The 23,581-nt window shown below is 67.9% G+C and carries 39 protein-coding genes; 35 read left to right on the plus strand and 4 right to left on the minus strand.

Annotated features, from left to right (window positions below; all coding sequences use genetic code 11):
• Nucleotides 1-30 precede the first annotated feature (30 nt).
• Complete coding sequence (locus tag AB5J55_RS35205; RefSeq protein WP_369274486.1) at nucleotides 31-819, plus strand: hypothetical protein; 789 nt, start codon at nucleotides 31-33, stop codon at nucleotides 817-819.
• Between the two features lie 50 nt (nucleotides 820-869).
• Here the strand turns inward: AB5J55_RS35205 and AB5J55_RS35210 are convergent, their stop codons facing one another.
• The 4 genes from AB5J55_RS35210 to AB5J55_RS35225 all read right to left on the minus strand — a co-directional run bounded on the left by AB5J55_RS35210 (nucleotide 870) and on the right by AB5J55_RS35225 (nucleotide 3,362).
• Nucleotides 870-1,163, minus strand: coding sequence for a hypothetical protein (locus tag AB5J55_RS35210; protein WP_369274487.1), 294 nt, complete (start codon nucleotides 1,161-1,163; stop codon nucleotides 870-872).
• A 222-nt stretch (nucleotides 1,164-1,385) separates the two neighbouring features.
• The gene (locus tag AB5J55_RS35215; RefSeq protein ID WP_369274488.1) at nucleotides 1,386-1,856 is read right to left on the minus strand and encodes a GIY-YIG nuclease family protein; all 471 of its coding nucleotides are present in this window, start codon (nucleotides 1,854-1,856) and stop codon (nucleotides 1,386-1,388) included.
• A gap of 134 nt (nucleotides 1,857-1,990) precedes the next feature.
• On the minus strand, nucleotides 1,991-2,755 hold the full coding sequence (locus AB5J55_RS35220; protein ID WP_369274489.1) for a GntR family transcriptional regulator: 765 nt from the start codon (nucleotides 2,753-2,755) through the stop codon (nucleotides 1,991-1,993).
• 1 nt (nucleotide 2,756) lies between these two features.
• A complete protein-coding gene (locus AB5J55_RS35225; RefSeq protein ID WP_369274490.1) occupies nucleotides 2,757-3,362 on the minus strand; it encodes a UTRA domain-containing protein in 606 nt (201 codons plus the stop codon).
• A gap of 99 nt (nucleotides 3,363-3,461) precedes the next feature.
• On the opposite strand from AB5J55_RS35225, the gene AB5J55_RS35230 reads away from it, so the two are divergent.
• The 34 genes from AB5J55_RS35230 to AB5J55_RS35395 all read left to right on the plus strand — a co-directional run bounded on the left by AB5J55_RS35230 (nucleotide 3,462) and on the right by AB5J55_RS35395 (nucleotide 23,581).
• On the plus strand, nucleotides 3,462-3,671 hold the full coding sequence (locus AB5J55_RS35230) for a helix-turn-helix domain-containing protein (RefSeq protein ID WP_369276373.1): 210 nt from the start codon (nucleotides 3,462-3,464) through the stop codon (nucleotides 3,669-3,671).
• A 1-nt stretch (nucleotide 3,672) separates the two neighbouring features.
• Entirely contained in the window at nucleotides 3,673-3,972 is a 300-nt protein-coding gene (locus tag AB5J55_RS35235; protein WP_369274491.1) for a hypothetical protein, read from the plus strand.
• Nucleotides 3,969-4,211, plus strand: a complete 243-nt coding sequence (locus tag AB5J55_RS35240; RefSeq protein WP_369276497.1) for a hypothetical protein — start codon at nucleotides 3,969-3,971, stop codon at nucleotides 4,209-4,211. The genes AB5J55_RS35235 and AB5J55_RS35240 overlap by 4 nt, the downstream gene beginning before the upstream one ends.
• Entirely contained in the window at nucleotides 4,208-4,405 is a 198-nt protein-coding gene (locus AB5J55_RS35245) for a hypothetical protein (protein WP_369274492.1), read from the plus strand. Before AB5J55_RS35240 ends, AB5J55_RS35245 begins: the two co-directional genes overlap by 4 nt.
• A 99-nt stretch (nucleotides 4,406-4,504) precedes the next feature.
• The gene (locus AB5J55_RS35250) at nucleotides 4,505-4,723 is read left to right on the plus strand and encodes a hypothetical protein (RefSeq protein WP_369274493.1); all 219 of its coding nucleotides are present in this window, start codon (nucleotides 4,505-4,507) and stop codon (nucleotides 4,721-4,723) included.
• A complete protein-coding gene (locus AB5J55_RS35255) occupies nucleotides 4,723-4,887 on the plus strand; it encodes a hypothetical protein (RefSeq protein ID WP_369274494.1) in 165 nt (54 codons plus the stop codon). Before AB5J55_RS35250 ends, AB5J55_RS35255 begins: the two co-directional genes overlap by 1 nt.
• 135 nt (nucleotides 4,888-5,022) lie before the next feature.
• Nucleotides 5,023-5,175: a hypothetical protein gene (locus AB5J55_RS35260; RefSeq protein WP_369274495.1), complete on the plus strand. Its 153-nt coding sequence runs from the start codon at nucleotides 5,023-5,025 to the stop codon at nucleotides 5,173-5,175.
• The gene (locus AB5J55_RS35265; RefSeq protein ID WP_369274496.1) at nucleotides 5,175-5,348 is read left to right on the plus strand and encodes a hypothetical protein; all 174 of its coding nucleotides are present in this window, start codon (nucleotides 5,175-5,177) and stop codon (nucleotides 5,346-5,348) included. The genes AB5J55_RS35260 and AB5J55_RS35265 overlap by 1 nt, the downstream gene beginning before the upstream one ends.
• 82 nt (nucleotides 5,349-5,430) lie before the next feature.
• On the plus strand, nucleotides 5,431-5,637 hold the full coding sequence (locus AB5J55_RS35270; protein WP_369274497.1) for a hypothetical protein: 207 nt from the start codon (nucleotides 5,431-5,433) through the stop codon (nucleotides 5,635-5,637).
• A 91-nt stretch (nucleotides 5,638-5,728) separates the two neighbouring features.
• Nucleotides 5,729-5,932, plus strand: a complete 204-nt coding sequence (locus AB5J55_RS35275; protein WP_369274498.1) for a hypothetical protein — start codon at nucleotides 5,729-5,731, stop codon at nucleotides 5,930-5,932.
• Nucleotides 5,933-5,954: 22 nt separating this feature from the next.
• Nucleotides 5,955-7,169 carry a hypothetical protein gene (locus tag AB5J55_RS35280; protein WP_369274499.1) on the plus strand — a complete coding sequence of 405 codons (1,215 nt, stop codon included), beginning with the start codon at nucleotides 5,955-5,957 and terminating at the stop codon, nucleotides 7,167-7,169.
• Between the two features lie 9 nt (nucleotides 7,170-7,178).
• Entirely contained in the window at nucleotides 7,179-9,245 is a 2,067-nt protein-coding gene (locus tag AB5J55_RS35285) for a hypothetical protein (protein ID WP_369274500.1), read from the plus strand.
• Nucleotides 9,246-9,421: 176 nt separating this feature from the next.
• Nucleotides 9,422-10,063, plus strand: a complete 642-nt coding sequence (locus AB5J55_RS35290; RefSeq protein ID WP_369274501.1) for a hypothetical protein — start codon at nucleotides 9,422-9,424, stop codon at nucleotides 10,061-10,063.
• An 8-nt stretch (nucleotides 10,064-10,071) separates the two neighbouring features.
• A complete protein-coding gene (locus AB5J55_RS35295; RefSeq protein WP_369274502.1) occupies nucleotides 10,072-10,527 on the plus strand; it encodes a hypothetical protein in 456 nt (151 codons plus the stop codon).
• Nucleotides 10,528-10,623: 96 nt separating this feature from the next.
• The gene (locus AB5J55_RS35300) at nucleotides 10,624-11,154 is read left to right on the plus strand and encodes a hypothetical protein (RefSeq protein WP_369274503.1); all 531 of its coding nucleotides are present in this window, start codon (nucleotides 10,624-10,626) and stop codon (nucleotides 11,152-11,154) included.
• A gap of 134 nt (nucleotides 11,155-11,288) precedes the next feature.
• The gene (locus tag AB5J55_RS35305) at nucleotides 11,289-11,957 is read left to right on the plus strand and encodes a hypothetical protein (RefSeq protein ID WP_369274504.1); all 669 of its coding nucleotides are present in this window, start codon (nucleotides 11,289-11,291) and stop codon (nucleotides 11,955-11,957) included.
• A 235-nt stretch (nucleotides 11,958-12,192) separates the two neighbouring features.
• A complete protein-coding gene (locus AB5J55_RS35310) occupies nucleotides 12,193-12,405 on the plus strand; it encodes a DNA-binding protein (RefSeq protein ID WP_369274505.1) in 213 nt (70 codons plus the stop codon).
• A gap of 78 nt (nucleotides 12,406-12,483) precedes the next feature.
• Entirely contained in the window at nucleotides 12,484-12,855 is a 372-nt protein-coding gene (locus AB5J55_RS35315; RefSeq protein WP_369274506.1) for a hypothetical protein, read from the plus strand.
• Between the two features lie 9 nt (nucleotides 12,856-12,864).
• Complete coding sequence (locus AB5J55_RS35320; protein WP_369274507.1) at nucleotides 12,865-13,698, plus strand: hypothetical protein; 834 nt, start codon at nucleotides 12,865-12,867, stop codon at nucleotides 13,696-13,698.
• Nucleotides 13,689-13,988: a hypothetical protein gene (locus AB5J55_RS35325; RefSeq protein ID WP_369274508.1), complete on the plus strand. Its 300-nt coding sequence runs from the start codon at nucleotides 13,689-13,691 to the stop codon at nucleotides 13,986-13,988. The genes AB5J55_RS35320 and AB5J55_RS35325 overlap by 10 nt, the downstream gene beginning before the upstream one ends.
• A 9-nt stretch (nucleotides 13,989-13,997) precedes the next feature.
• Entirely contained in the window at nucleotides 13,998-14,324 is a 327-nt protein-coding gene (locus tag AB5J55_RS35330; protein WP_369274509.1) for a hypothetical protein, read from the plus strand.
• A 441-nt stretch (nucleotides 14,325-14,765) separates the two neighbouring features.
• On the plus strand, nucleotides 14,766-14,999 hold the full coding sequence (locus AB5J55_RS35335) for an HNH endonuclease (RefSeq protein ID WP_369274510.1): 234 nt from the start codon (nucleotides 14,766-14,768) through the stop codon (nucleotides 14,997-14,999).
• A gap of 109 nt (nucleotides 15,000-15,108) precedes the next feature.
• Nucleotides 15,109-15,573, plus strand: a complete 465-nt coding sequence (locus AB5J55_RS35340) for a phage terminase small subunit P27 family (protein WP_369274511.1) — start codon at nucleotides 15,109-15,111, stop codon at nucleotides 15,571-15,573.
• Between the two features lie 73 nt (nucleotides 15,574-15,646).
• Nucleotides 15,647-17,257 carry a terminase large subunit gene (locus tag AB5J55_RS35345; protein WP_369274512.1) on the plus strand — a complete coding sequence of 537 codons (1,611 nt, stop codon included), beginning with the start codon at nucleotides 15,647-15,649 and terminating at the stop codon, nucleotides 17,255-17,257.
• 19 nt (nucleotides 17,258-17,276) lie between these two features.
• Nucleotides 17,277-17,498: a hypothetical protein gene (locus AB5J55_RS35350; RefSeq protein ID WP_369274513.1), complete on the plus strand. Its 222-nt coding sequence runs from the start codon at nucleotides 17,277-17,279 to the stop codon at nucleotides 17,496-17,498.
• Complete coding sequence (locus AB5J55_RS35355; protein WP_369274514.1) at nucleotides 17,498-19,432, plus strand: phage portal protein; 1,935 nt, start codon at nucleotides 17,498-17,500, stop codon at nucleotides 19,430-19,432. Before AB5J55_RS35350 ends, AB5J55_RS35355 begins: the two co-directional genes overlap by 1 nt.
• A 2-nt stretch (nucleotides 19,433-19,434) precedes the next feature.
• Entirely contained in the window at nucleotides 19,435-20,253 is an 819-nt protein-coding gene (locus tag AB5J55_RS35360; protein WP_369274515.1) for an HK97 family phage prohead protease, read from the plus strand.
• Between the two features lie 6 nt (nucleotides 20,254-20,259).
• On the plus strand, nucleotides 20,260-21,549 hold the full coding sequence (locus tag AB5J55_RS35365) for a phage major capsid protein (protein ID WP_369274516.1): 1,290 nt from the start codon (nucleotides 20,260-20,262) through the stop codon (nucleotides 21,547-21,549).
• A 10-nt stretch (nucleotides 21,550-21,559) separates the two neighbouring features.
• Nucleotides 21,560-21,772, plus strand: coding sequence for a hypothetical protein (locus AB5J55_RS35370; RefSeq protein ID WP_369274517.1), 213 nt, complete (start codon nucleotides 21,560-21,562; stop codon nucleotides 21,770-21,772).
• Between the two features lie 116 nt (nucleotides 21,773-21,888).
• On the plus strand, nucleotides 21,889-22,107 hold the full coding sequence (locus AB5J55_RS35375; protein WP_369274518.1) for a hypothetical protein: 219 nt from the start codon (nucleotides 21,889-21,891) through the stop codon (nucleotides 22,105-22,107).
• A complete protein-coding gene (locus AB5J55_RS35380) occupies nucleotides 22,094-22,645 on the plus strand; it encodes a mobile element protein (protein ID WP_369274519.1) in 552 nt (183 codons plus the stop codon). Before AB5J55_RS35375 ends, AB5J55_RS35380 begins: the two co-directional genes overlap by 14 nt.
• A complete protein-coding gene (locus AB5J55_RS35385; protein ID WP_369274520.1) occupies nucleotides 22,642-22,995 on the plus strand; it encodes a hypothetical protein in 354 nt (117 codons plus the stop codon). The genes AB5J55_RS35380 and AB5J55_RS35385 overlap by 4 nt, the downstream gene beginning before the upstream one ends.
• Nucleotides 22,995-23,363, plus strand: a complete 369-nt coding sequence (locus AB5J55_RS35390; protein ID WP_369274521.1) for a hypothetical protein — start codon at nucleotides 22,995-22,997, stop codon at nucleotides 23,361-23,363. Before AB5J55_RS35385 ends, AB5J55_RS35390 begins: the two co-directional genes overlap by 1 nt.
• The gene (locus AB5J55_RS35395) at nucleotides 23,363-23,581 is read left to right on the plus strand and encodes a hypothetical protein (protein ID WP_369274522.1); all 219 of its coding nucleotides are present in this window, start codon (nucleotides 23,363-23,365) and stop codon (nucleotides 23,579-23,581) included. Before AB5J55_RS35390 ends, AB5J55_RS35395 begins: the two co-directional genes overlap by 1 nt.

The following is a 23,581-nucleotide window of genomic DNA, read 5'->3' on the forward strand; positions in this document are numbered from 1 at the left end:
GATCGGCTGAACGATCAGAGGGGGGACTTCGTGCCGTTCGGCAGCGCAGACCGGGAACTACTCCGCCAAGTCAGCAACCAGCTCGGACAGATCACCGCCGACCTCGCCGCACTCAAACAACAGGCCGCGGATCAGCAGCACGCCATCGACCAGACCCGCCAGGACGCCAACGCCGCCATCACCACTGGCCTCGCCGAGATCCGCTCCGTCGCCCGCGAAGGACTCGCCCGCACGAACGAGATCGTCACCGGCCCGGTAGCCACCATCGGGAACGAGCTCGTCAGCATCCGGGGCGCCATCGGGCAACTCGACAACCAACTCCGAGCCGTAGCGGCAAACACACTGGCCGCCCCGGAACCAGAGCGTGAACCGGCCGAAGACACCCGACCCGAACCGACACCAGAACCGGCAGCGACCACCGAGCCAGGCCGCTTAGCCGTCGAAGACGACGACATCCTCCGCGCCGCAGCCGGCATCTCCGCTGCCACACTCCACGCCCACCGCGACACCTGGGAATTCCTCGTCAAACACGCAGGCCCAGACCAGCACTTCCACCTGCCAGCCACAGCCACCCACAACGAAGGCGCCATCGAAGTACACGTCTCCGGCCCCAGCCTCGTCGCCGCCCTCACCAGCCTGAACCGCGTAAGCCGCACCAACCCCGACCCCGGCACCCGCGCCATCGCCGGACACCTCCACCACCGGCTCACCGAAACCGTCGAAGACATCGTCACCCGACCGCACCGCGGCGACGGAGCCGAACCAGTCCGCATCGTCATCGACGACCGGGCAGCAGCCAGCGAGGAGCAGCAGGAGTAGCGCCAAAGCGCCCCCAGCCGACCTGCTGGGGGCGCTTCGTCATGCCGTGCTCAGCCGCGCGACACGGCGAACGGCTCCGGCAGCGGCGGAGCGTCCAGGCCCAAGCCCTCCGCGAGGAGCATGCGGGCCGCGGTGTCCCGCTCGAAGGGGGACCGGCCGGTCGGCATCGACAGGATCAGCGAGCCGTCACGACGCTCGACGAGGGCGCCGAAGAACGTGCGGTCGGTGATGCTGCTGTCGACCAGCTCCACGCGGTGCGCGGCCAGCAGCTGAGGGAGCGGGGCGTCGAGGAGATCGACGGGCGGCGACTGCTGGGGAATGGCGCAGCCCTGCGCTAAAGTCACGAGAGACTCCAATCATTCGTGGGTTGGGTTACTGATCAGCGAGGTGCGAACTCGCTGTTCGAACAGGCCGGACGGGTGCGAACCGTCCGGCCGTTCGCGTTCATGGGGCGATTCTTCCGGACTCAACTCGCGGTCATTGACCACTCCTCGGCTTGCCGTGGTTAAGGTCACAGGCTGAAGCAACGGGTGGCCGCCGAGGAACAGTTCGCGGCGTGAGCGAGGTCACACTTTCTGGCCGTTGTGTTGCAGGTTGTGGCGAGGCCGCTCGGTGCGGATGGCCTTGGACTCGGCTGTCAGGGCGAGGCCGCGAGTGGGAAGCCACTCAATGGAGCGCGCGGCCACTTGAGGCCACCACGGCTTGTCCTTCTCGTGGTCCTTCCAGCGACGTTCGGGGTTGTCGGTTATCCCGACGTAGAGCAGCCCGCCTGCCTTGTCGCGAAGCCGATAGAGGGCTGTCGGGACCGGCGTCTCAGGTGCGCCCCACTTGACGGCGCGCACGAGTGTGACGTCCTCGAAGTCCCACATGCCGTAGAAGAGTTCGGGCCCTCCCTCTGGGCAGCTGTTCGCCGTGCCCATGTAGTACAGGGACGGGAGGAATTCTGGGTACAGCTCGTCGAGGAAGGGGTGGAGGCCGCGGGCCTCTTCGGTGCTGTAGAGGTCAATGAGCGCGGTGCGCTCTGGGGAATCGGGCATGCCGCTCCTAACTGAGCGTGTGGCGTCGGCCACTCTCACGGCATCGACCGTAAGGCTTAATCTCTCTCGTATCAAGCTGTGCGTCAGTGCAAACGAAAGCCCCCGGCTAGTCCCGGGGGCTCAGCGTCGAAGTGTCAGGGGCAGTCAACGCTGTACGCCATCTTGAAGCGATGAGCTGGCTTGGTCAGCAGTGAGACCTCGATGGGGCGCTGATCGTCGCTGTAGACGATGCGGAAGATCTCGATCACAGGGACATCGCGCGGAATCTCCAGGTGTACGTACTCGTCCGTTGTCGCCGGACGTGCCCCAAGCACGTCATCCTGCGAGCGGGTTGGGTAGCCCATGTCTTCAAGCAGACGCGGGGAGCCACCCGGGATCAGGCGCCGGTCTGCAAGGCGGGTGCCGTGTGCCAACTCGATCGGATAGTAGGAGTGGACCAACTCCGCCGGCTTGCCGTCGAGGTATCCGATCCGTGAGCGCAGCATCGCCGTTCCACCCTCGTCGAGACCAAGAGCCAGACGCACCTGCGTGGGTGGCTCCACTTCGGCGACATCCAGCATCCGGTACTTGCTCTGCTGGTTGTTCTTCGTGGCCTCCAGGAGCCAGCGATAAGGCTGTCCCGGCCCGGAGGGAGGCAGGCTGTGGGCTGGATTGATGGCCTGCGCGCCCTCGTCGCGCACGAAGACGCCGATTCCGGTTCGACCTACGAGCAGGCCTTCATCCTTGAGGATCTTGGTTGCTCGTTGGACCGTGACGTTCGTCGTCGCGTACTTCTCGCACAGTTGCTCTGTTGTGGGCATGCGGGCGCCGGGCTCGAGGTCGCCGTTCATGATCAGCTTTCTGATCTCTGCGGCGATGCGCTCCCCGAAGGGGCGCTCATCCTTGTGCGGTTCAGGCATGTCAGTCGACCTCGATCTCGTAGTGGAGGCGGCGAGGCGCCTTCATGACCATCAGCTGCACTTCGTAGGGGCTCCCGTCTTCGGTGGATGTGGTGCGCAGGAGAGTAAGCACAGCGGCCCCCTCGGGGAGGGCTAGGGCTGTGCGCTCGGACTCGCTGGCTGAACGAAACTCCAGATCCTCAGCGACTCGCCGGGGTTGGTAGCCCAGCTCCGCCAAGAGGGTTGGGGCTCCGCCCTTGATCTTTCGTTTCTCGGTGAGCGCTGTGCCGCGAGCGATCTGTAGCGGGTAGTACGAGTCGGCCAGTTCTATGACGTCACCGTCGAGCAGGATGACGCGCCGCCGTACAGCTGCCTTCTCGTTGAGGGAGAGGTGCAGAGCGGTGGCCACCTCCTGCGGGGGGATGACCTCAGCGACCTCGGCGAGGCGCTGGCCTCCCCGCTGCCGTGCCTCTTCGCTCCAGGCGTCGGTTTCCCCTGCGCCGCGCGGCTTGATGTAGGCGAGCGAGTCGGGTGGTCGCTGCATATCGGCCATCTGTTGAGCCTCCTCTCCGGCTGGCGATCCCTCTTCTGACCTCACCAACCTTAATCCCTTGATGCTTACGCCCACGGGTGACTCCTTGGCCAAATCTGCGCCGTCAAGCTTGCCACCTTATGCATCAAGCCTTTAACGTTGTCGACAGATGCGAAGCACTCGATCGGAGGCGTAATGCTGCGAGTTCGAGACGTCGCGCGGCACTTTCGAGTGCACCCCGCGACCGTCTACCGCTGGATCCACCAGGGCTTTGTCCCGGCCTACAGGAACGGCCAGCCGTTCAAGCCCGGGGATGGAGCGACCGGGAGCCTGCGGATTCCTGAGTCCGTCCTGAATTCGACTGAGGCTCCCGAGTCTCCTGAGTCCGCCCGAGAGGTGGCTTGAGATGACCACCGCAACCCCCACTCCCACCCCCACCCCCACCCCCACTGCTCCGCTGCCGCAGCCGGCCGCTGAAGCTCTGGCCCGTCTGGGGCTGGCGTTCGCGCCGCTGGACGTGGTTCGCGCCGTGACCCGTTACGAGATCGCCTGCGAGCGGCGTGCCGAGCTGCTGGCGAAGCGCCCCCGTGACTGGTCGGGCGCCGAGTTTGACTCGTTCACCGGTGCTGAGCGGACCATCGAGGAGTCGAAGGCGCTGCTGGCCGCCAAGGAGCTGCTGCACCTGATCGGTGGTGAGCTGCGATGACCACCACCATGTCCCCGGCGGACATTGCCGCTCACGTTGTCGCGCAGGGGCCGGTCCGCACGAAGCAGCCCTCGAAGCTGGCCCGCACGGTCCTGGAGCGTTTCGACGCCGGCGCCCCGCGTGGCAGCTGGCCGGCGGAGGAGTTCGCCGCTGACCGCCGCCGCGAGGGTGTTCCGGCCCGGGTCGTCATGGACCTCGCCACGGACAGCTTCCTCGTGATCGTCGAGGCCGCGTCGTGAGCGCCGAACTGGAACGGCTGACTGCCGCGCAGACGGCGGCCGACCGGATCGTCCGCCGGGTTGCTGACCACGACGGCGGGCCGGCCCGCAGGCTGATGGTTGCGGTCATCGACCCGGAGACGAACACGCGCCTCGCTACCGGGTTCGCCACCTACGAGGCGCCCACCGTCCGGCACTTGCGGCCGGTCTCCTAGACCGCCGCGGCGCGGTCCGACAATCCCCCCGTCCCGCGCCGCGGTGTCCAACTTCGCACCACTCACCTGTTCCTGCTGACCCGGAAGGGCCTACCTGCCATGTCTCCGTTCATCTTCGACGCCGACCTCGCCTCCACCGATCTGGGCCGCCGGGTGCGTTCCACGACCACGATCGCCGACCTGTTCGGTGACGCCCTGGACCGGGCGCTGTACCGCGAGACCACCTACGCGGTGCCGCTGGCCCAGCGCGAGACCTGCCCGATCCACCTGGACTGGGTGACCGGCTGCATCGACCTCCACCTGAAGGACGTGGCCTGATGGCGATCGAGAAGACCTTCGAGGGCGGCCCGTTCCCGGGTGTGCCGCGGCCGGTGTACCGGGTTGTCGGCGACCCGAAGTGGCTGCGGACCTTCCCCACCCGGGAGGCCGCGGAGGCTCGGGAAGCCGAACTCGCCGAGCAGGCCGCCGAATCCGACGACTGACCCCTGATCCGCCGGGCGCGGTACCCCCTGCCGCGCCCGGCACCCCTCCTGGCCCTGCCGGAGGCCGCATCACTGGTGCGGCGCCCAGCACGACCAGCACCACCACCCATCCACAGATCACGAGGAGCCCGCCAGATGGCCAAGCGCCAGAAGAAGACCAACCCGAACGACGTCGACGAACTGCAGCTCACCGTCGACCCGTTCACCGGTCTGCCCGCCCTGACCGTCGTGCCCCGCACCACCCCCATCCCTGAGAAGAAGTCGCGTCGTGGACGGAGGAGCCGCTGATGGGCTGGAAGAAGGACCGCGCCGAGATCAAGCAGTTTATGGCCGCCCGCCCTGACCCGGACGGCAAGAAGAACTGCGACTCGCAGGAAGCCAAGGCCATCAACGACCAGCTGAACCGCAAGTTGCAGGAGCAGCCCGCCTGGCGGCGCGGCCGATTCCTGTACGAGAGCTGACCGGCTGCCCGATCCGCCCGTCTCGCACGGGCGGTGAGGGGAACCGCGCCAGCGCTTCCACCCCAACCGAGAGGAGCCCGACATGGGCCTGTTCAAGAAGTCCGACGAGGAGAAGGCCGCGGTTGCCGACATGAAGGCGGCCGACCGCCGGCTGAACCAGAACTCCGACCGCGAGCGCAAGTCCGGGATCCGCCACGAGACGCCGGAGTACCAGCGCCTCAACGGCGAGGCCAACGAGGCCGCCGCGAAGGTGTCGTTCTGGCACGGCGGCACCCGCCGAGGCCGCTGACCGGTAGCCCTCGGTCCGCGTCTCGCACGCGGGCCTTGGAGATCTGGCCAGCACCATCCCTCCATCCGTTCCGACCCTCGAAGAGGTCGTCATGTTCCGTGTCATCGCCTGGGCCGGCCTGGCCCTGTACCTGCTGATCGTCGGTGTCTGGCCGGAGGCCGCGGCCCCCGTGTCGCTCGCGTTCACCGGCCTCGGCTTCGTCATCGCCGCGATCCCCGCCTGGGTGCTGCTGCTCGCCGCGGTTGCGGTGTGGCTGAAGCAGCGGCCCGCCCCCGCCAAGACCGCCACCGCCTGAGCCCGAAAGGACACCGATCATCGTGAGCAGCTGGCGAGAAGAGCGCCGCCGCGACAATGCAGCGGAGGCCGAGGAGCGCCGCAAGACCCAGGCGTTCCAGGCCCAGCTGCGCCGCGACGAGCGCCGAGAGCTCGGCAAGGAGAAGCGCGACGAGAAGGCGCAGCGCCGCCGGGAACGGGCACAGCGCCGTCAGGCCCGCGCGGCACGTCGGGAGAAGAACCTCACGCCCGGCAACGTGTACCGCAAGGGGACGCTCGGCCTGGTCACCCTGTCTGCACTGGCTTCCCTGCCTGCGCAGGTCCTGCACTTCGTCGCGATCCACTGGATGCTGTTCCCGATCGGCCCGGCGGTTGAGGGTGCGGCATGGGTGATGGCCGCCGGTGTCGCCTACGCCGACGAGCGGAAGCTGCCCGCCTGGGTGCGGTGGCTGCTGCGGGGGCTGTCCCTGTCGGCAGCCGGGTTCGCCGCCAACATCAACTACCAGTACGGACTCAGCCTCACCGACCACGGCGTGAGCGCCGGCAACGCACAGGTGGCCGGCCTCGGCCTGGCTGCGGTCACGCTCGGCGGCCCCCTGTTCTTCGAAGTGCGGCAGTGGGTGCTCACCCTGACCGCATCGACGACCGACCCGAAGAAGCGGGCCGAGGAAAAGGCCCGCGCCAAGCACGAGAAGCAGCGGCGCAACACGTTCAAGGCGGTCGCCGATCGGCAGAAGCAGCTGCTGCTCGCCGCGCCCTTCGGCACCCTCACGCCTGAAGATGCTTGGACGCGCGCCTGGTGGGACATCGAGGGTGCACCCCTCGGCGTCACCGCCGACGTCATCGCCGACCGGCTCGACGCTGAGTCCGACGTTTCCGCCGTCCTCGCCCATGCGGAGCAGACCCCCGAACGGATAGCGGTAGAGCTTCTCCTCGCCGACCTGTTCGGGCCCAACGGTGGCGGCGATGGCGGCGGATCCGGAACCGCTGCCGGTAAGCCCAGCGGCGGGCCGCGTGGCGGCACCCCCAAGAGCCGTACAGCCCTTGGGGGTAAAGGGAAAGGCCCGGATCGGAGTACGACCGACACGGAGCCGCAGAAGCCCCTCGCCGAGGCCGATCTGAAAGCCGTCAGGAAGCTCGCCGAAGCGCTCGGCGGTACGGACCGTCTGTCCGCCCGCAACGTCCGTGAAGCCGTCGGCTGCCGCAACGAATACGCCCTCCGACTGCGCGACGCCGTCCGCACCGAGAAGAAGGACTGAGACCCCGCCATGGCTACCCCGCTGAGTGACGAGCGTCCGCCGCTGACGCTTGTCGAGGACAACCCCAAGACGGCCACCGTCTACGAGTTCGAGAAGCGGCCCCGTCCGGCGTGGATGATGTCCGGGGAGCAGCTGCGGCAGTGGGTCGTGTACGCCCGCGACAACACCGCCGATGCGATCCGCTTCCATGTCGCGCACACCCCCTACTACCTGGGCTGGTCGGTGCGGGGCTACCGGCGGCTGTGCCTGCGTTGGTGGGAGGCGCGGCAGGACGACTACCGGCAGCAGATCGCCACTGCCAAGCAGATGCTGCGCGCCTCCAAGGGCAAGCCGGCCGACGAGGCGAAGTACAAGGCGCTCGTCGATGTGCGCCGCGCCGAGTACAGGTCGCACAAGAAGAAGCACTGGATCAAGACCGGCATCAGCGGTCTCGTCATCGTCGCCGGGACAACCGCAGCCTTCGCGCTCGGCAGTTGGTGGGTGCAGCTCCTGCTGGCCCTCGCCTTCATCGTGGTCGGCGCCTGGTTCGGCCGGCCCGCTGAGCCTGCCCTGCAGCCCATCCAGGCCCCCACCCGCACCAGCCACCTCGGCGAGGAGACCATGCGGCGCGTCCTCGTCGAGGCCGGCGCCGTGCCGGAGAAGCGCGGCAACGAGATCCGCGGCGTCGGCATCCCGCACACCGAGGGACCTGGCATCGCCTACGCCGTTCACACCCCTTCCGGCATCCCCGCGTCGGTCGCCGTGGGCAAGAAGCAGCAGGTCGCTGCTGCGCTCGGTGTCCACTCCGACTGGATCGACCTGAGTGTCGGCAGTGTCGAGACGCTGCTGCTGATCTGGGTGGCCAGTGAGGACCCGTTCGGCGTGGTCCGACGGTCCCCGCTCGTCGGCCACAAGGGCGCTCTGGATCTGTGGAACGACGGCGCCCCCATTCTTTTCGGTAAGCGCGGCAACGTCATCCGGATGCGCCTGCGCGACCTGATGATGCTGATCGGAGGCCGGACACGCAGCGGCAAGGGCATGCTCCTCGCCAACCTGAACCTCGCCATGGCCAAGGAAGTGCGCATCAACCTCCGCCTGTTCGACGGCAAGGCCTCCGGCGAGCACAACGCGCTCGCGCCGCTGCTGGCCACGTTCGTGAAGAAGAACCCGGAGCGGCTGGTGATGTTCACGAGGGCCGTGCTGGAGGACTTGGACCGGCGGGCGGACTTCCTCGACGAGCGCGGCAAGTCCAAGCTCACCGAGGATCTGATCGAGGAGATCGGCGGCATCGAGGTCATCGAGATCGACGAGCTCGCGACCTACACGGCGAAGGGCACCAGCCCCTTCGTCGAGGAGATCGTCGAGAACCTCTGCCAGATCGCGGCCGTCGGTGCCGGGCTGGGCGTCCTTCTGGAACTTGCCACGCAGGTTCCGGAGGTGGATGTCGTGCGCGGCCGGCTGCGGCAGAACCTTGTCGCCCGGGCCGCGATGAACACCGAGTCCCCGCAGGCGTCCAACACCATCATGGGCGACGGCATGGCCGGGCAAGGCTTCGACGCCTCCATGATCCCGCTCGACCAGCGAGGCCGCTGCTGGTTCAGCACCCCCGACACCGGCACCATCCCGGCTCGCTCCGGCCTCGTCGAGGACGACGACCGGCCGCCGGTCATCGCCGAGGGCTACGAGCTGCGGAAGTCCGCCAAGCGTCTCCCCGGGCAGTGGCGCGACCCGATCGAGGAGAAGCTGATCGCCTGGACCGGCGTCTCGTCGGCAGCCGGCGGGGAGCGAGGTAACGGGCGCATCGTCCGCGTCACCCTCCTGGAACGGCTGGAGAAGATCGCCCGCTCCACCAACCGCGGGGGAGCGACGAACGCCGAGGTGTTCGCCGCGCTCGCCGCAACGAACACCGCCAAGTACGGACGCCAGGACGGCGAGACGGACCGCGGCTGGACCACCCGCGTCGGAAAGATCCTGAAGGACGAGATCGAGGGGCTCGGCGTCGACCTGGACGTCAAGCGGGTCACCGGACCCGACGGGGAGCGCACCCCCGGCTACCTCCTCACCGACATCATTGCCGCCCGGAATGTCCGCACTTGAGGTCTGCCACAGGTCTGCCTCCGCATGGGTAACCGCAGGTCGCAGGTCTGACACAGGTCTGCCAGGGCCAGCCAGCCGGCCAGCCCAAAGGCAAGACCTGTCAGACCTGCGGCAGACCTCCCACCTGCTGCTTTGCCACCCGCGACAGACCTCAGACAGACCGAAAGGAGGCCCACATGCTCACCCTGAAGATCCAGCAGATGACGATCAACGGTCACCCCTACCTGTGCCCCGAGTGCGCCTCCGAGGCCTTCACCCTCGACGGCAACGGCTTCATCGACGCCCTCCCCGTCCGCGGCAACTGCTGGCAGTCGCACAGCTGGGAAGAGCCCCTCATCACCATCGGTGGACTTCGCCGCATCCAGGAAAACTCGACCGGCCGCCAACGCGCCGAAGACGAAGACACCTTCGAGATCGAGATCGGTGGCGCGGTCCTCACCGGGATCCTCCACCCCGACGTCATCCTCGACGACCTGAAGCGGGCCACCCGCGACGTGTATTGGAAGCGGATCATCAAGCCCGCCATCCGGCGCCGCAAGAACAAGGCCGTCCGCGCCGTGAAGCGGCCCATCAAGAGGGCCGCGGGCGCAGTCACCGAACGCGTCGACGACACCGTCGCAGCCGCCAAAGCCGCCGCCATCGGAGCCGCCTGGGACTGGCAGGCCGGCGGCACACAGCCCGACCCCGACTACACACCCGAACCCGTCATCCCCTGCGGAGCCTGCAACGGCAAGGGCAGCTTCAACATCAAGTCCCGCATGCACGACACCACCAGCGTCCGCTGCTCCGTGTGCTCCGGCACCGGCGAAATCGACTAGGAGAACCCGTGCCCGAGCCCATCGCCCCGCTGAGTGAGGAGGCCGCCGAGAAGGAAGCCCACCGACTCATCCACGACGCCTACCGCCCCACCGCCTACCGCGACCTCGCCCCCGTCCCGCAGTACGGCACCGCCCCGCCCGTAGCCCAGCCCGGCCGGCCCCCGATGTCGCAGCGCGCCACCGACATCAGCGGCGTCATGCTCGCCGCGAGCGTCGCCTCTGTGCCTCTTGGCGGAATGACGTGCCTCGTCCTGTACACCCTCGACCAGGTCAACCCCATCAGCCTTACGATCGGCGCCAGCGCCCCCGTCGCCCTCGTCCTCGCGATTGCAGCACTGCTCCGACGCGCCAAGGGCGTACTGCCCGAGGAGCACCACCACAACTACTCCGGCCCCGTCTATCAGGACCAGCGCAACGTCCAGAACAAGAACGTCGGCGCCTGGGTCAAGAACACCAACCAGTAGCTCCGACCACCCCTGGCCCCGGCTCTCTGCCGGGGCCTTCGTGATGCTCTGTCACAACTCAGACACATCGCCTTCACGGGACCCCCGCAGCAGCGCATGATGCGCACCCGTACACCATGCAAGGGGGGGACGATGCTCTTCAATCGAGACCCGGAGAAGGCCGCTCAGAAGGCTGCGGTCAAAGCCGAGAAGAAGCAGCAGCGGCAAGAAGCGGCAGCCCAACGGCAAGCCGACAAAGAAGCACTCAAGGAATGGCGGAACGCCCATCCCGCCGAGAAGACCATGAACACCGCCGCCATGCTCAAGATGTGGCCGTCGTCCACAAGAGGCATGACCAACCTCGGGCCCGTCAAGGGTGGATCTGCAGAGTTCATCAACGCAGGAGCCCACAAAGCCTGGACCGCCACACGGCTCGTTGCCGGGGCCGCGACTCTCGGAGTGTCCGCGGCAGCCACTGGGCGCAAGAACAAGGGCGCCGCTGTCATCAACGTGACGTTCGGGAACGGGGCCGCGCAGACGTACACGGTGAAGCCGGAGCCGGCCTACCTGAAGGACGCCAACCAGTACGTGAACGCCTTCAACGCCCTCGCTGCGCAACTCGCCTCTGAGGAGGACGCCGCCTCCTGACGTCGTCACCCCCCCCACACCGGCCCGGTTCGCGCCCGTGCGCGGCCGGGCCTTTGTCGTGCCCCCGGTTGTCAACCCCATGCGGCAACATTGACTCAGCGTCACCAGCAGCCCCGCCGCACCGAGGAGCCGCCGTGCACGACCAGACCACCACCCTCGACGGATACTCGTGGCCGACCTGCGGCTGCGGCCGGCAACTCCGGCAGGACGAACTCGGGCGGGTGTCGTGCCGTCTCTGTCAGGAGCGCGCCGACACGGCCCTGCGGCAACTCCCTGGCCCCGACGGGCTCTACGCCCAGCTGGCCACCCGCCTAATGCCCGGCCGGGGTGGGGACGGGCCCGTCGTGTCCGTGTCCCGCACCGCACCGCTCCCGCTCCGGTTGGAGCCGTTGTCGCTCATGGCGCGCGGGGGAGTCGTCACCGTCCTGCAGACGTGGCAGGTCGACTGGCACGAGCATTTCGGCTGGGGCCACCCGCGCTGGAACGGCGACCTTCAGCAGCAACTCGACGAAGTCGTCCGTGCGTTGCGGGGCAACCTCGAAGGCGCCGCCAGCACCCACCCAGCCTTCTGGGACTTTAGCGTCGAGGTATCGGGCCTGGTCCGACAGTGCGAGCGGCAGATCACCGGCGAACGGCAGGAGCGGCCCATAGCCGTCGCCTGCCCCTGCGGCACCGTCCTCCGCGTCACCGTATCCACGCCTGGCGCCCGCTGTCGCGGCTGCGACACGCAGTACGACCGCAGCGCCGTACTCGACCTGCCGCTCGCGACTCAAAGCGCCAGTCAGACGGGAGCAGCAGCGTGACCACGGTCCTGCTCTGCATCATCAGCATCCCGGTCGGCTACGCGGCGGGCGTTGGGCTCGCTGAGCTTCTGTGGAGGATCACCCACTGACGGGTACGGGGCTCAGCGACCGCCCCAAAACCCTCAACCACAACTTGACAGTTCACCTGCACCGAAGCGATGATCTGCTCAACTAGCCTTCGTGCGCTTGAGGCCCACCCCAACCGGTGGGCCTCCGTCATACCCAGGGGGTGTACATGCCCCTCTCTCTCATCTCCGCCGCCGACGCCGCCTGGTACACCGGCCGGCCCGTCGGAACCATCTGGCGATGGGCATCCGAAGGCCGCATCACCAGCCACAACGGCCGCTACGACGTCCGCGAACTGCCTGGGAAGACCGTCGATGAGTTCGGCGACGTCCACCTCGGCGACCCGCCGCCGTTGCCCGAGCGCGCACACCGCGCCGCCTAGTTCGTCCCGCCGTCCGAACAATCCCCCCGTCACGGACGGCGGGGCTTCCAATATGGGGTGAGTCCCATCGCCGACAACATGACGAATACGGCCGAGAACCGGGCCATGGACTGGATCATGGGCCTCGCGGCGACAGCGCCCACCACTCCGCTGAAAGTCGCGCTCGTCACCGCGAACGGCAGCGACACATCCGCAGGCACCGAGGTCACCGGCGGCTCCTACGCCCGGAAGAACCTCACCGTCGCAGCCGCCACCAACGGCGCCACCTCCAACTCCGCCGACCTCGTATGGACCGGAATGCCCGCCGCAACCGTCGTCGGAGTCGAAGTGTGGGACAACGCGGGCACCCCCGTGAGGCTCTGGTACGGGGCGCTCGCCGCATCCCGCACCGTCGCAGCCGGCGATGAACTCCGTATCCCGGCAGCCTCCCTGACATTCGCGCTGTCGTAGGGAGGCGTCATGCCGTCCCTCTCAACTCTCGTTGACAATTTCAACGACAACGTGATCGGCCCGAACTGGGGCAACTCCTACGGCGGCGTCACCGAGACCGGCGGCAAAGCCCGCGTGCCCTGCACCACAGGCTTCGCCGGCTACCAGACCGCCTACTCCTGGACTCTGGCCGGCGCGAGTCTCTTCGTGAAGGTCACCACGGTGCCCACCGCGGGCGCGGCGACCGAGTGCTACTGCGGCATGCTCGTCAACAGCGGCACGGACGGCACTCGCATCGGCTTCACAATCAAGGCTGTCGGCAGCCTGCTGCGCATGCAGTCCGACACCGGCTACTTCGACGGTGCCGCAGTCGAGATCGCCTACAACCCGACGACGCACGCCTACCTGAGGCTGCGTGAAGACGGCACCAACGTGTACTGGGACACCAGCCCCGACGGGACGACGTGGACCAACCGCAGGACGCTCGCCACCCCGGCCTGGGTGACCGCGGGGATCGACACGTGCGCCCTCGACATGAGCTCCCACCGCGACGCCGGCGCCGACGACTTCGCCGAGTACGACAACTTCAACACCCTTGCTGACGGCGCCGTCTACACAGCCTCCGCCGCACTCACCGCCGACGGGGCACTCACGGCGGCCGCCACCCCCGCCTACTTCGCCGCCGCCGACCTCAGCGCAGACACCGACCTCAACGCCGCCGCGACCCTGTCCGCTCACGCGGCAGCCAGCCTGACGGCGAACAGCGAACTCGGCGCAGAGACCACCGGGCCGGACGACAGTGACGTCAACCTGAGCGTGCGGGCGCCGACGAGTCGCTGGGTGGTGAGCAAGCCGTGGAAATAGCAGCCACCAGCACCGAGTACCTGCACGTCAACGTTGTCGCCTCCATCGGAGGAGCACCCGTCACGCTGGCCGCCCCGCCCGAGCTCGCGTTCCTGCCGATCGGATCTGGATCCAACCCGGTGACCGAAGACTGGCTGACCGGCGAATGGTCCGGATCCTGGGCACGCCTGCTCCTCGGCCCCAACGGCGGCACGGTCACCCTTGACCCCGGCAAATACAGCGTGTGGATCACCTTTGCCGCAGGCCTCGAAACGCCCGTCTACCGAGCTGGAGAGCTCACCGTCTACTAGGAGACGACCATGCCCCGCACGAACATCGCCGCGACGCAGGCGTCCCGCTCCGGCACGGTCCTCCCGGCCGCCACCGCAGGCGACGTCACCAACGGCAACTCGACCGCCAACGACGGCCGCGTCGTCCTCATCGTCAAGAACACCGGGGCCTCATCGAGGACCATCACCTTCACGACCATCGTCTCCGTCGATGGCCTCACCGCGCCCGTGCGCTCCGAGTCCATCCCCGCAGGAGAGACGCAGGTCTTCGGGCCCTTCAGCCCCAACGACTACGGCAGCACGCTCGGCTACAACGTCGACAACGCCGAACTCACCATCAACGTCATCAGGGTCTAGTCCTGGAACGAGCCGTCCCTGCGCCTCTGGTGGCGGCCCATCATGTGCTTGCACTGAGGGCAGTTCTTCAAGAACACGGGCTTCACCAGCCAAGCCAGGCAGATGAAGTACAGCGTGTGACGCCCCATACGAGCGATCCACGACATCGTGCACGTCTGGCAATCACGGCAACCACTGGCCATGTCATCCCCCCCCATCCATCACGCGCGCGTGATGCGCGCGCGAGGAACGATCACACCACCAGGTATTGATCAACAGGGTGATGTGACATACCTGTGACCATGCGGGAGGTGCATCGTGCCAGTCGCACCACCCACCCGATGCTCACTCCCTGAGTGCTATGAGCTCGCTACCCATCGAGGCAGATGTGATGAGCATCAGCCTGAGCCATGGCGAGGTAGACCATCGCCTCAAGAGCGCTACGGCATGAGCAGCGGGACCATGCGCGCACTCAAGCGTCAAGTCATGGCCAGAGATCATGGCTGCTGCTACGTCTGCGGAGGCGAAGGGGCCGACGAGCTCGAACACAAGATCCCGATCAGTCAGGGCGGGGCAGCACGCGACCTCAGCAACCTCGGGGTGATCCACTCGGAGCCTTGCCATCGCGAGAAGACCGCGCGCGAGGCCGCACAAGGATCAAGAAAAGCGCGCGAAAAGAAGCTCGGAAATTCTTGATCACGCGCGCGCACGCGTAGGGGAGTAAAAATCACGGCGGAAAAAATTTTGGGGACCGCCGCGGCCAGAAAGCGAGACGCGCGCTCAATTCGCCGACAGGGGGTCTGACATGGGAAGAACTGCCGCCCCGGCCGGCCTCAAGCTGATCGCGGGCCGTTCACCGGGCCGGGACTCGGGCGGGCGCAAGGTCGAACCCGGCCCGGCGTTCAAGCGGGTGCCCCCGGCGGCTCCGGACTGGCTGTCGGACGAGGCTGCCGCCGAGTGGGATCGGGTGATCCCCGAGCTGTCGCGCCTGGACTTGGTCAAGGAGCAGGATCGGGCGGCGCTGGCGGCGTACTGCGAGGCGTGGGCGGTGTTCGTCGAGGCGACGCGCGTCGTGCAGGAGGAGGGTCTCGTCATCGAGGCGAGGCAGGGGAAGCTGGCGCATCCGTGTGTGGCGATCGCCCGGAACGCCGGCCGGGAGATGAGGAGCTGGGCCGCCCACTTCGGGCTGACTCCGTCCACGGAGCAGGCCCTGGCTCGGGGCGGGGGCGACGATGGGGACGAGGCGAACCCGTTCGCAGGTTCTGGCTGACCTCGGGATCAGCCCGGAGGTCGGCTGGTACCTGAAGGATCGCGGTATTCCGCTGCCGGACTGCCCTCCGAAGGTGCAGACGCCGTCGCCGCGGGAGGCGCCGGGGGCGGTGTTCGATCCGGACCGTGTGGACAGGGTGCTGCGGGCGTTTCATCTGCTCAGGCACACGCAGGGCAAGTGGGCGGGCAAGCCGCTGGATCCGGACCCGTGGCAGGTGGCGTACATCATCGCCCCGGTGTTCGGTTACGTCCGCTGGGACGACGAGGCTGAGGGCTACGTGCGGATCGTCCGCAAGCTGTACGTGGACGTGCCGCGCCGTAACGGCAAGACGACGCTGTCGGGCGGTATCGCCGTGTACCTGATGGCCGCGGACGACGAGCCGGGCGCTCAGGTGTATGCGGCGGCGACGTCGGAGAAGCAGGCCCGCTACACGTTCGACCCGATCAAGACGATCGCGGAGCGGGCGCCGGCGTTGAAGGGCAACGTGAAGGCGTTCACCAAGAAGATCACGCATCCGGCGTCGGGAAGCTACTTCACGGTCGTCTCTTCGGTCGCCGAGGCGCTGCACGGCGCGAACGTGCACGGCGGGATCATCGACGAGCTGCACGTCCACAAGTCGCCGGACCTTGTGGAGACGATCGAGACGGGTACGGGCTCTCGCAGGCAGCCGCTGGTCGTCATCATCACCACGGCGGATGAGGGCAAGCAGGAGTCGATCTACGACCGGCGCCGTCAGTACGTCGAGCAGCTGGCCCGCGGTGCTCTGCACGACCCGGACACCTTCGGAGTGGTGTGGGGCGCCGAGGAGGGCGACGATCCGTTCTCGGTAGAGACGCAGCGGAAGGCGAACCCCGGCTACGGGGTGAGTCCGAGCGCGGCATATCTGAAGGGTGCGGCTGCTGAGGCGCAGCAAAGCCCCGCCGACCTGGCGAAGTACCTGCGACTCCATCTGGGGATCCGCACAAAGCAGTCGACTCGCTTCCTGCGCCTGGAGGACTGGGATGTCAACGCCGGTCTGGTCGACGAGGAGGCCCTGTCGGGCCGGGAGACGTGGGGCGGCCTCGACCTTGCCAGTACGAGCGACTTGTGTGCGCTGTGCTGGCTGTTCCCGGACGACGAGACGGGCACACTGGACGCTCTGTGGCGGTTCTGGACCCCCGAGGCGAACCTGAAGGCGCTGGACAAGCGGACGGCGGGTGCGGCGTCTCGGTGGGTGCGTGAGGGCTGGCTGACGGCGACCCCGGGCAACGTCGCGGACTATGACTGGATCCGTGAGCAGATCCGCCGGGACCGGGACAAGTTCAAGGTGCGCAGCATCGGCTACGACCCGTGGAACGCGAGCCAGTTGACGAACGATCTGGTGTCGGAGCGGGCTCCGATGGTGAAGGTCCGTCAGGGCTTCGCGACGATGTCGCCGGTGCTGAAGGAGATTCAGCGGCTGGTGCTGCAGGGCACCCCGCAGCAGCCAGCGTTGCGGCATGGCGGGCATCCGGTGGTCCGCTGGTGTGTCGACAACCTGGCTGTGGCGATGGACCCGGCGGGCAACGTGAAGCCGGACAAGGCGAACTCTGGCGACAAGATCGACGGGGTGTCGGCGTTGGCTACGGCCATGTCGGAGATCGTGGCCAGGCCGCCGCGCCGGAAGTCCCGGTACGCGGAAGAGGACGAGATCATGGTCGTGTAGCGGCCGGGGGAGGTCGCTGATGTTCGCGTGGCGTCGTACAGCAGTACGCAAGCGAGTCGTCGTCAACCTGGCCGACAAGGCGTTCAGCGGGATCCTGTGGGCGAAGCGGGGCCCGCTGCTGGTGCTCCGGGATGTCGAACTCCTTGAGGCCGGCCGGGCCCCGCAGACGGTTGACGGCGAGGTCGTCATCGAGCGGGCCAAGGTGGAGTTCACCCAGGTGCTGTCTGGCGGGGGTGGCTGATGGCGTTCGTGGTCAGCTCCGGGCAGCTCGCGACCACGGGGGCCGGCGTCACCCCGATGTTCTCGGCGATGCCGATCCCGGCGGCCCCGTGGGAGTACGAGGCGATCTGGCGGACGCAGCCTCAGGTGCGCACGGTCATCGCGTTCCTGGCGAGGAACATCGCCCAGGTCGGCATCCATACGTTCCGGCGGGTCAGTGACACGGACCGGGAGCGCCTCACCCGGCATCCGCTCGCAGAGCTTCTTGCCGAGCCGCTGCCTGGGATGACGCAGTACCGGTTCATCGAGCGGATGGTGTCGGACTACGCCCTGTACGACGACTTCTATGCGATCAAGCTGCGGATGAGGGGCAGGCGGGCGCTGCTGCCGGTCCCGCCGACGCTGATCCGGCCGGCCGAGGGTAACTGGATCGCCCCGAAGTACTACGAGACCGCGGGAGGCCGGGAGTTCGGACCGGACGAGGTCGTGCACGTCCACGGCTACACGCCGGAGACCCTCACGCATGGAACCTCTCCGATCGAGTCGCTGCGGGATGTGCTCCTGGAGTCGACGGAGGCGGCGAAGCAGCGGGCGGCGATGTGGAAGGGCGGAGCCCGTCACACGGGTGTTCTGGTGCGCCCTCCGGATGCTCCCGAGTGGGGGCCGGGGGAGAAGGCGCGTTTCCGTGAGATGTGGCGCAGCTTCACCCAGGGCGGTGGCGGGGAGGGCGGAACGCCGATCCTCGAGGACGGCATGGACTACAAGCCGGTCGGCTTCAACCCGCAGCAGGCCCAGTACATCGAGGCCCGCAAGCTGACCCGCGAGGAAGTGTCGGCGGCGTACTTCATTCCGCCGCCGCTGATCGGGATCCTTGATCACGCCACCTACTCCAACATCAAGGAGCAGCACCGGCACCTGTACCAGGACACGCTGGGCCCGTACCTGGCGATGTTCGCGCAGGAGATCCAGGCGCAGATCCTGTCTGACCTTCCGGACAGCGAGGACGTGTACTGCGAGTTCAACATCGACGCGAAGATGCGCGGCAGCTTCGAGGAGCAGGCCGTTGCTGCGTCGACGGCGACAGGCCGGCCGTGGATGACCGTCAATGAGACGCGGGCCAGGAACAACCTGCCTGCGATCGACGGCGGCGACCAGCTGATCGTGCCGCTGAACGTGACGGAGGGCGGCCTGGCGTCGCCGCGAGATACGGCGCCGGAGCCTGACGCAGTCCCAAAAGCACGAGCCCGGCTGGTGTCCACCAAGGCCGGGCCGGAGACGGACCAGCAGCGCTCGCCGGATGAGTTGCGTGCGGACTTCGCGGACGCTCTGCGGGGGCTGACGGAGCAGGAGTTCGCCGCCCTGACGGAATCCGAGCCTTCGACTGTTGGCGCGGTGCGGTCGCGGTGGTCGTCTGGCCGGGCTGCCCGGCTGGCGAGGCTGTCCAAGCTGATCGCGGACTACATCCTCCGGTTCGGTCTCGCGGGTGCGCGCAGGGTCCTGGACGAGTTCAACCCGTCCGAGGACGGCTGGTCGGCAGAGGTCATGGAGCCTTGGCTGCTGGCCGCCGCCCTGCATCACGCCGAGCTGCACGATGCGGCCGGCGAGCAGGCCGCGGTTGAGGCGGTAGAGCAGCCGCCCGAGGAGGGCGGTGTGGCCGGGGCCCTCCTCGTCGCTGGCGGCCTGTGGGCTGTAGCAGCCCTGACGCGCAGCGAGACGGCGGCGACGGAAGCCCTCTCGTTCGGTGGCCACGACGCTGCAGAGGCGTCCGGACTGGGCTTCAAGGTGTGGCAGACCACAAGCAGCAATCCGCGAGCCCAGCATGCCGCCGTCGACGGGGAGAAGGTCCCGCTGGGCGGCGTGTTCAGCAACGGTCTGCGCTGGCCCGGCGACAGCACCGGTGACGCGGAGGAGACGGCGAACTGCCGTTGCCTGTTGACGTATTCGAATTCGGAGTGACCATGCGGACTAAGAGCTGCCCGGTGCGGATCAAGGCCGCGGGCACCCACGAAGGAACCGACGAGGGCGTGTTCGAGGCCATCGTCGCCGCCTACAACCTCGACAGTGTCGGCGACAGGATTACGCCCGGCGCTTTCGCTGAAACCCTGGCCGAGTGGAAGGGCCGCGGGGACCCGATCCCGGTGCTGTGGTCGCACATGTCCCACGACCCCGAGTACCACATCGGTGAGGTGCTGGAGGCTGAGGAGCGGCCCGAGGGGCTGTGGGTGAAGGCCCGCATCGACCTCGACGCCACGAAGTCAGCCCAGGTCTACAAGCTCCTCAAGGGCCGCCGGGTCACCCAGTTCTCCTTCGCCTACGACGTCGAAGAGGGCTCGTGGGTGGAGCAGAAGGACGGACCCGGCTTCTACGAGCTGCGCAAGCTCAAGCTGTACGAGGTCGGCCCGACACTGATCGGCGCCAACCAGGCCACCGAGCTCCTCGACGTGAAGAGCGCTACGGCCGCCGACATGCTTCCTGGCCTGATCAAGGTTCAGGAGACGCTCGAGAATCTGAAGGCCGGCAGGACGCTGTCGGCTCAGAACGAGCAGAGGGTGCGTGACATCGCGCGCCTCGCTTCGGAGCTGCTGGACTCCCTCCCTTCCAGCGACGACACATCGCAGGACGCCGAGAAGGCCACGCCTGCCCCGCCCGCTGACGCCTCGCCTCAGGAATCCACTGAGGCCAAGGCGGATCAGCCCGCCGGGCCGAGCCCCGCCTCGCTCCGTCTGCGCAACAGCTTCGACGTGCTGTTCGTCGAGGCGCTCCCGCTCACGGAATGAGGAGAGATGGACAAGATCCAGGAGCTGAAGGACCAGCTCAAGCACCACCTTCTGCAGGCGCAGGCCATCGCCGCGAAGGCCGACGACGAGGGCCGCGACTTCACCGATGACGAGCGCGGCCAGGTCAAGCAGCACATGGACCAGGCGCAGGACGCCAAGGCCGGCCTCGAGAAGGCCAAGGCGTCGGCAACGATGCGGCAGGCTCTCTCGGACCTCGGTGACGAGATCCAGGTCGAGGAGAAGTCCGGCGAGCGCCGCACCCCTTCAGGACTCGTCATCCCGGACGCCAAGGCGTCGCTGGGCGAGACCTTCGTCAAGTCGGGTGAGTACCAGGGCCTGATGCAGTCGGCGCCGAACGGCGTGTTCGGCAAGGATCACCGCGTTCAGTCCCGGCCGGTCGGCTACAAGACGCTCGTCACCGGCTCCTCGGACACGTCCGGCGGCGCGTTCGTCAACAACGACCTGATGGGCCTGCAGGTCGGGATGCTGGCGTTCCAGCGCCCGCTGCGGCTGCGGGACGTGGTCACGAACCTGACGACCACGTCGGACACCATCGAGTACGTGCGGCAGACGTCGCAGACCAACAATGCGGCCCCGGTCGCGGAGTCCACCGCCACGGCGGACCCGGGCAGCATGAACGCCGCCAACGGCGTCAAGCCCGAGTCGGCGCTGGCGTGGGCGAAGGTCACCACCCCGGTCCGCACGATCGCCCACTGGATCCCGCTGACCAAGCGGGCCCTGAGCGACGCTGCGCAGGTCCGTTCCATCATCGACGCGTTCCTCCGCTACGGCCTGGAGGAGGAGCTCGAAGACCAGATGATCGCCGGTGACGGAACCGGCGAGAACCTGGAGGGCCTGGCCACCGTGTCCGGTGTGCAGGCGCAGGCCTGGGACACCGACCCGCTCACCACCACCCGCAAGGCCAAGACGAAGGTTCGGCTCGTCGGACGTTCGGTCGCCAACGCCTACCTGCTCAACCCGGCGGACCTGGAGACGATCGACCTCCTGCAGGACAACGAAGCCCGTTTCTACTTCGGCGGCCCGTCCGGGGCCGGTACTGCGGGCACCCTGTGGGGGCTTCCGGTCGTCGAGACCGAGGCCGTCCCGGCGGGCACCGGCTACGTCGGTGACTTCCGCAAGGCAGTCCTGTGGGACCGCGAGCAGGCATCCATCACCATCAGCGACTCGCACGCCAACTTCTTCATCCGCAACATGGTTGCGATCCTCGCCGAGATGAGGGCCGCGTTCGGGGTCATCCAGCCGAACGCGTTCGTCGAGATCGACCTGACCGCCTGAGGAGGCTGACATGGCGTATCTCAACCCAGGTGCGGGTGCGGCCCGCGAGGGCAAGCAGGCGGCTGCGGTCGCTGACGCGGCTGCGGCCACGTCGGTCGTCGCTGCGGGCGCCACCCCGACGAAGGCCGAGTACGACGCGCTGCGCGCGGACTACCTGGCGCTGCGCACCAAGGTGAACGGCCTGCTCGCGGCGCTTCGGACCGCTGGTCTGCTCGCGCCGTGACACTGGTCAATTCACGGACGGTCCGAGGCTGCTGTCCGACGTGCGGCGCCGCTCACGCCGCATGTGGCACAGCCTCGGACTCCACTCCCGTCGACGCGAACATGGAGGTGGCGGCCGTGGGCGGACCGCTGAAGAGGTATGAGGTGACCACGCCGCACGGCGTGAAGACGACAATGAAGCTCAACGAGACCGACGCCCGCAGGCTGGGCGTCCTCGACGAGCCCGAGCAGGACGGCACCGAAGAGGCCGCCCCGGCTCCGGCGAAGAAGCGCACGGTCAGCAACAAGAGCCGCACCGCGGCCAGCAAGGGCGGTGCGGGCGGTGGCGACGACTGACTACCTCGCCGACCCGGCAGACCTGGCGATCTGGCTGGGTGTCCCCGCCGACGATCTCAAGCTCCTGCAGGCATTGGGGGCGGCGTCCAGTCGCTTCCGCGGCGCTGTCCGGCACTACGTGTCGTTTGTGGCCGGTGAAACGACCGTCCTGGACGGCAACGGCAAGGAGTCGCTGCTCCTGCCCGCCGCCCCGGTCACGGCTGTGGCGTCCGTCGAGCTGGACGGGGAGGCCCTGACCTACCGCACCGACTACGACTGGTCGGCGGACGGGTTCCTGCGACGGGTCGGCTGCTGTTGGCCGAACAAGCTGCGTTGCATCGAGGTCGTGTGGAGCCACGGATACGAGCTGATCCCGGAGGACATCGCCGAGGTCATCGTCGACCAGGCCCGCGCCCAGTACGCGGTGCGGCCTGGCCTGACGTCGATGACGGTGGGCGGCCAGTCGGTCGGCTTCGGCGCTCAGGCATCCATCGGCGTCACGTCGCAGTGGACCACTGCGGTCGAGAAGTACCGCATCAACCACGGAGACGCGCCGTGAGCCTGATGTTCTACCAGTCCTTCACCCGCGTCCGGGCGCCACTCGTTGAGGACCGGTACAAGAACAAGAAGCGGGACTGGGAGAACGCGCAGCACACCGAGGTAGCCGGCGTGAACATCCAGCCCGCGGGCGTGCCGGTTCGGTCCGAAGAGGAGACCACGGACCGACAGACCACGGTCACCGCCTGGAACCTCCAAACCCCTGAAGGCGTCGACCTGGACCTGCTGGAGACGGACCGGATCGAGTTCGACGGGATGACGCTGGAGGTCGACGGCAAGGTCGGCCGATGGCCCGACCCGTTCGGACCGGGCGTCCACCATGTCGAGGCTCGCTTGAAGGAGGTCGACTAGTGGCCCGCGCCAGGATCACCATCGACCGGAGGGTGTGGCGGCAGATCGCCTCCGGCCCCGAGATGGCCGCGTACATGCTGTCGCTCGCCAACCAGGGCAAGGCCATCGCGGAGGCGCTCGCGCCGACTTATAGCGGCCCCACCTGGGGAACCGCGATCCGCTCTCAAGACTACAAGCGGTCCCTGGAAGCCAAGCTGGTCCGTAACAGCTTCGGCTGGCGGGGCGAGATCGCGGCGAACGTCCCCTACGCCGTGCAGGTCGAGTTCGGTACCGGCCGGCCCTACACGTCGCAGGAGCGCCCCCAGGAGGGCCATTCACCGAAGTGGCGGGTCCTGGGCCGCACGCTGGAAGCGATGAGGAGCGTCTGATGCCTCGAATCAAGCTCGCCCACTGGGTGGGCGATCATAAGCCGGGCGACGAGATCGAGGTGAGCGACGTCGAGTTGACCGCCCTTAAGCGTGACGGGCGAGTTGCCGAAGTGGTCGAGGCGCCCGCCAGGAAGCCGGTGGTCGTAGCGGAGGCGACGGCGGAGGCAGAACCTGCTCAGCCCGAGCCGGCGGGCGAGACGGGCCGCAAGCGGCGATGA

Origin of the sequence: Streptomyces sp. R11 (genome assembly GCF_041051905.1) — a bacterium.
In the GTDB taxonomy this organism is placed as follows: domain Bacteria; phylum Actinomycetota; class Actinomycetes; order Streptomycetales; family Streptomycetaceae; genus Streptomyces.

Coding starts and splice junctions, on each gene's coding strand:
- AB5J55_RS35395 (WP_369274522.1), top strand. CDS start 23,363: ATGCCTCGAATCAAGCTCGCCCACTGGGTGGGCGATCATAAGCCGGGC.
- AB5J55_RS35240 (WP_369276497.1), top strand. CDS start 3,969: ATGACCACCACCATGTCCCCGGCGGACATTGCCGCTCACGTTGTCGCG.
- AB5J55_RS35340 (WP_369274511.1), top strand. CDS start 15,109: ATGGGAAGAACTGCCGCCCCGGCCGGCCTCAAGCTGATCGCGGGCCGT.
- AB5J55_RS35330 (WP_369274509.1), top strand. CDS start 13,998: ATGCCCCGCACGAACATCGCCGCGACGCAGGCGTCCCGCTCCGGCACG.
- AB5J55_RS35255 (WP_369274494.1), top strand. CDS start 4,723: ATGGCGATCGAGAAGACCTTCGAGGGCGGCCCGTTCCCGGGTGTGCCG.
- AB5J55_RS35365 (WP_369274516.1), top strand. CDS start 20,260: ATGGACAAGATCCAGGAGCTGAAGGACCAGCTCAAGCACCACCTTCTG.
- AB5J55_RS35355 (WP_369274514.1), top strand. CDS start 17,498: ATGGCGTTCGTGGTCAGCTCCGGGCAGCTCGCGACCACGGGGGCCGGC.
- AB5J55_RS35235 (WP_369274491.1), top strand. CDS start 3,673: ATGACCACCGCAACCCCCACTCCCACCCCCACCCCCACCCCCACTGCT.
- AB5J55_RS35360 (WP_369274515.1), top strand. CDS start 19,435: ATGCGGACTAAGAGCTGCCCGGTGCGGATCAAGGCCGCGGGCACCCAC.
- AB5J55_RS35275 (WP_369274498.1), top strand. CDS start 5,729: ATGTTCCGTGTCATCGCCTGGGCCGGCCTGGCCCTGTACCTGCTGATC.
- AB5J55_RS35250 (WP_369274493.1), top strand. CDS start 4,505: ATGTCTCCGTTCATCTTCGACGCCGACCTCGCCTCCACCGATCTGGGC.
- AB5J55_RS35300 (WP_369274503.1), top strand. CDS start 10,624: ATGATGCGCACCCGTACACCATGCAAGGGGGGGACGATGCTCTTCAAT.
- AB5J55_RS35220 (WP_369274489.1), bottom strand. CDS start 2,755: ATGCCTGAACCGCACAAGGATGAGCGCCCCTTCGGGGAGCGCATCGCC.
- AB5J55_RS35230 (WP_369276373.1), top strand. CDS start 3,462: ATGCTGCGAGTTCGAGACGTCGCGCGGCACTTTCGAGTGCACCCCGCG.
- AB5J55_RS35370 (WP_369274517.1), top strand. CDS start 21,560: ATGGCGTATCTCAACCCAGGTGCGGGTGCGGCCCGCGAGGGCAAGCAG.
- AB5J55_RS35270 (WP_369274497.1), top strand. CDS start 5,431: ATGGGCCTGTTCAAGAAGTCCGACGAGGAGAAGGCCGCGGTTGCCGAC.
- AB5J55_RS35285 (WP_369274500.1), top strand. CDS start 7,179: ATGGCTACCCCGCTGAGTGACGAGCGTCCGCCGCTGACGCTTGTCGAG.
- AB5J55_RS35215 (WP_369274488.1), bottom strand. CDS start 1,856: ATGCCCGATTCCCCAGAGCGCACCGCGCTCATTGACCTCTACAGCACC.
- AB5J55_RS35320 (WP_369274507.1), top strand. CDS start 12,865: ATGCCGTCCCTCTCAACTCTCGTTGACAATTTCAACGACAACGTGATC.
- AB5J55_RS35265 (WP_369274496.1), top strand. CDS start 5,175: ATGGGCTGGAAGAAGGACCGCGCCGAGATCAAGCAGTTTATGGCCGCC.
- AB5J55_RS35350 (WP_369274513.1), top strand. CDS start 17,277: ATGTTCGCGTGGCGTCGTACAGCAGTACGCAAGCGAGTCGTCGTCAAC.
- AB5J55_RS35260 (WP_369274495.1), top strand. CDS start 5,023: ATGGCCAAGCGCCAGAAGAAGACCAACCCGAACGACGTCGACGAACTG.
- AB5J55_RS35310 (WP_369274505.1), top strand. CDS start 12,193: ATGCCCCTCTCTCTCATCTCCGCCGCCGACGCCGCCTGGTACACCGGC.
- AB5J55_RS35315 (WP_369274506.1), top strand. CDS start 12,484: ATGACGAATACGGCCGAGAACCGGGCCATGGACTGGATCATGGGCCTC.
- AB5J55_RS35290 (WP_369274501.1), top strand. CDS start 9,422: ATGCTCACCCTGAAGATCCAGCAGATGACGATCAACGGTCACCCCTAC.
- AB5J55_RS35335 (WP_369274510.1), top strand. CDS start 14,766: ATGCGCGCACTCAAGCGTCAAGTCATGGCCAGAGATCATGGCTGCTGC.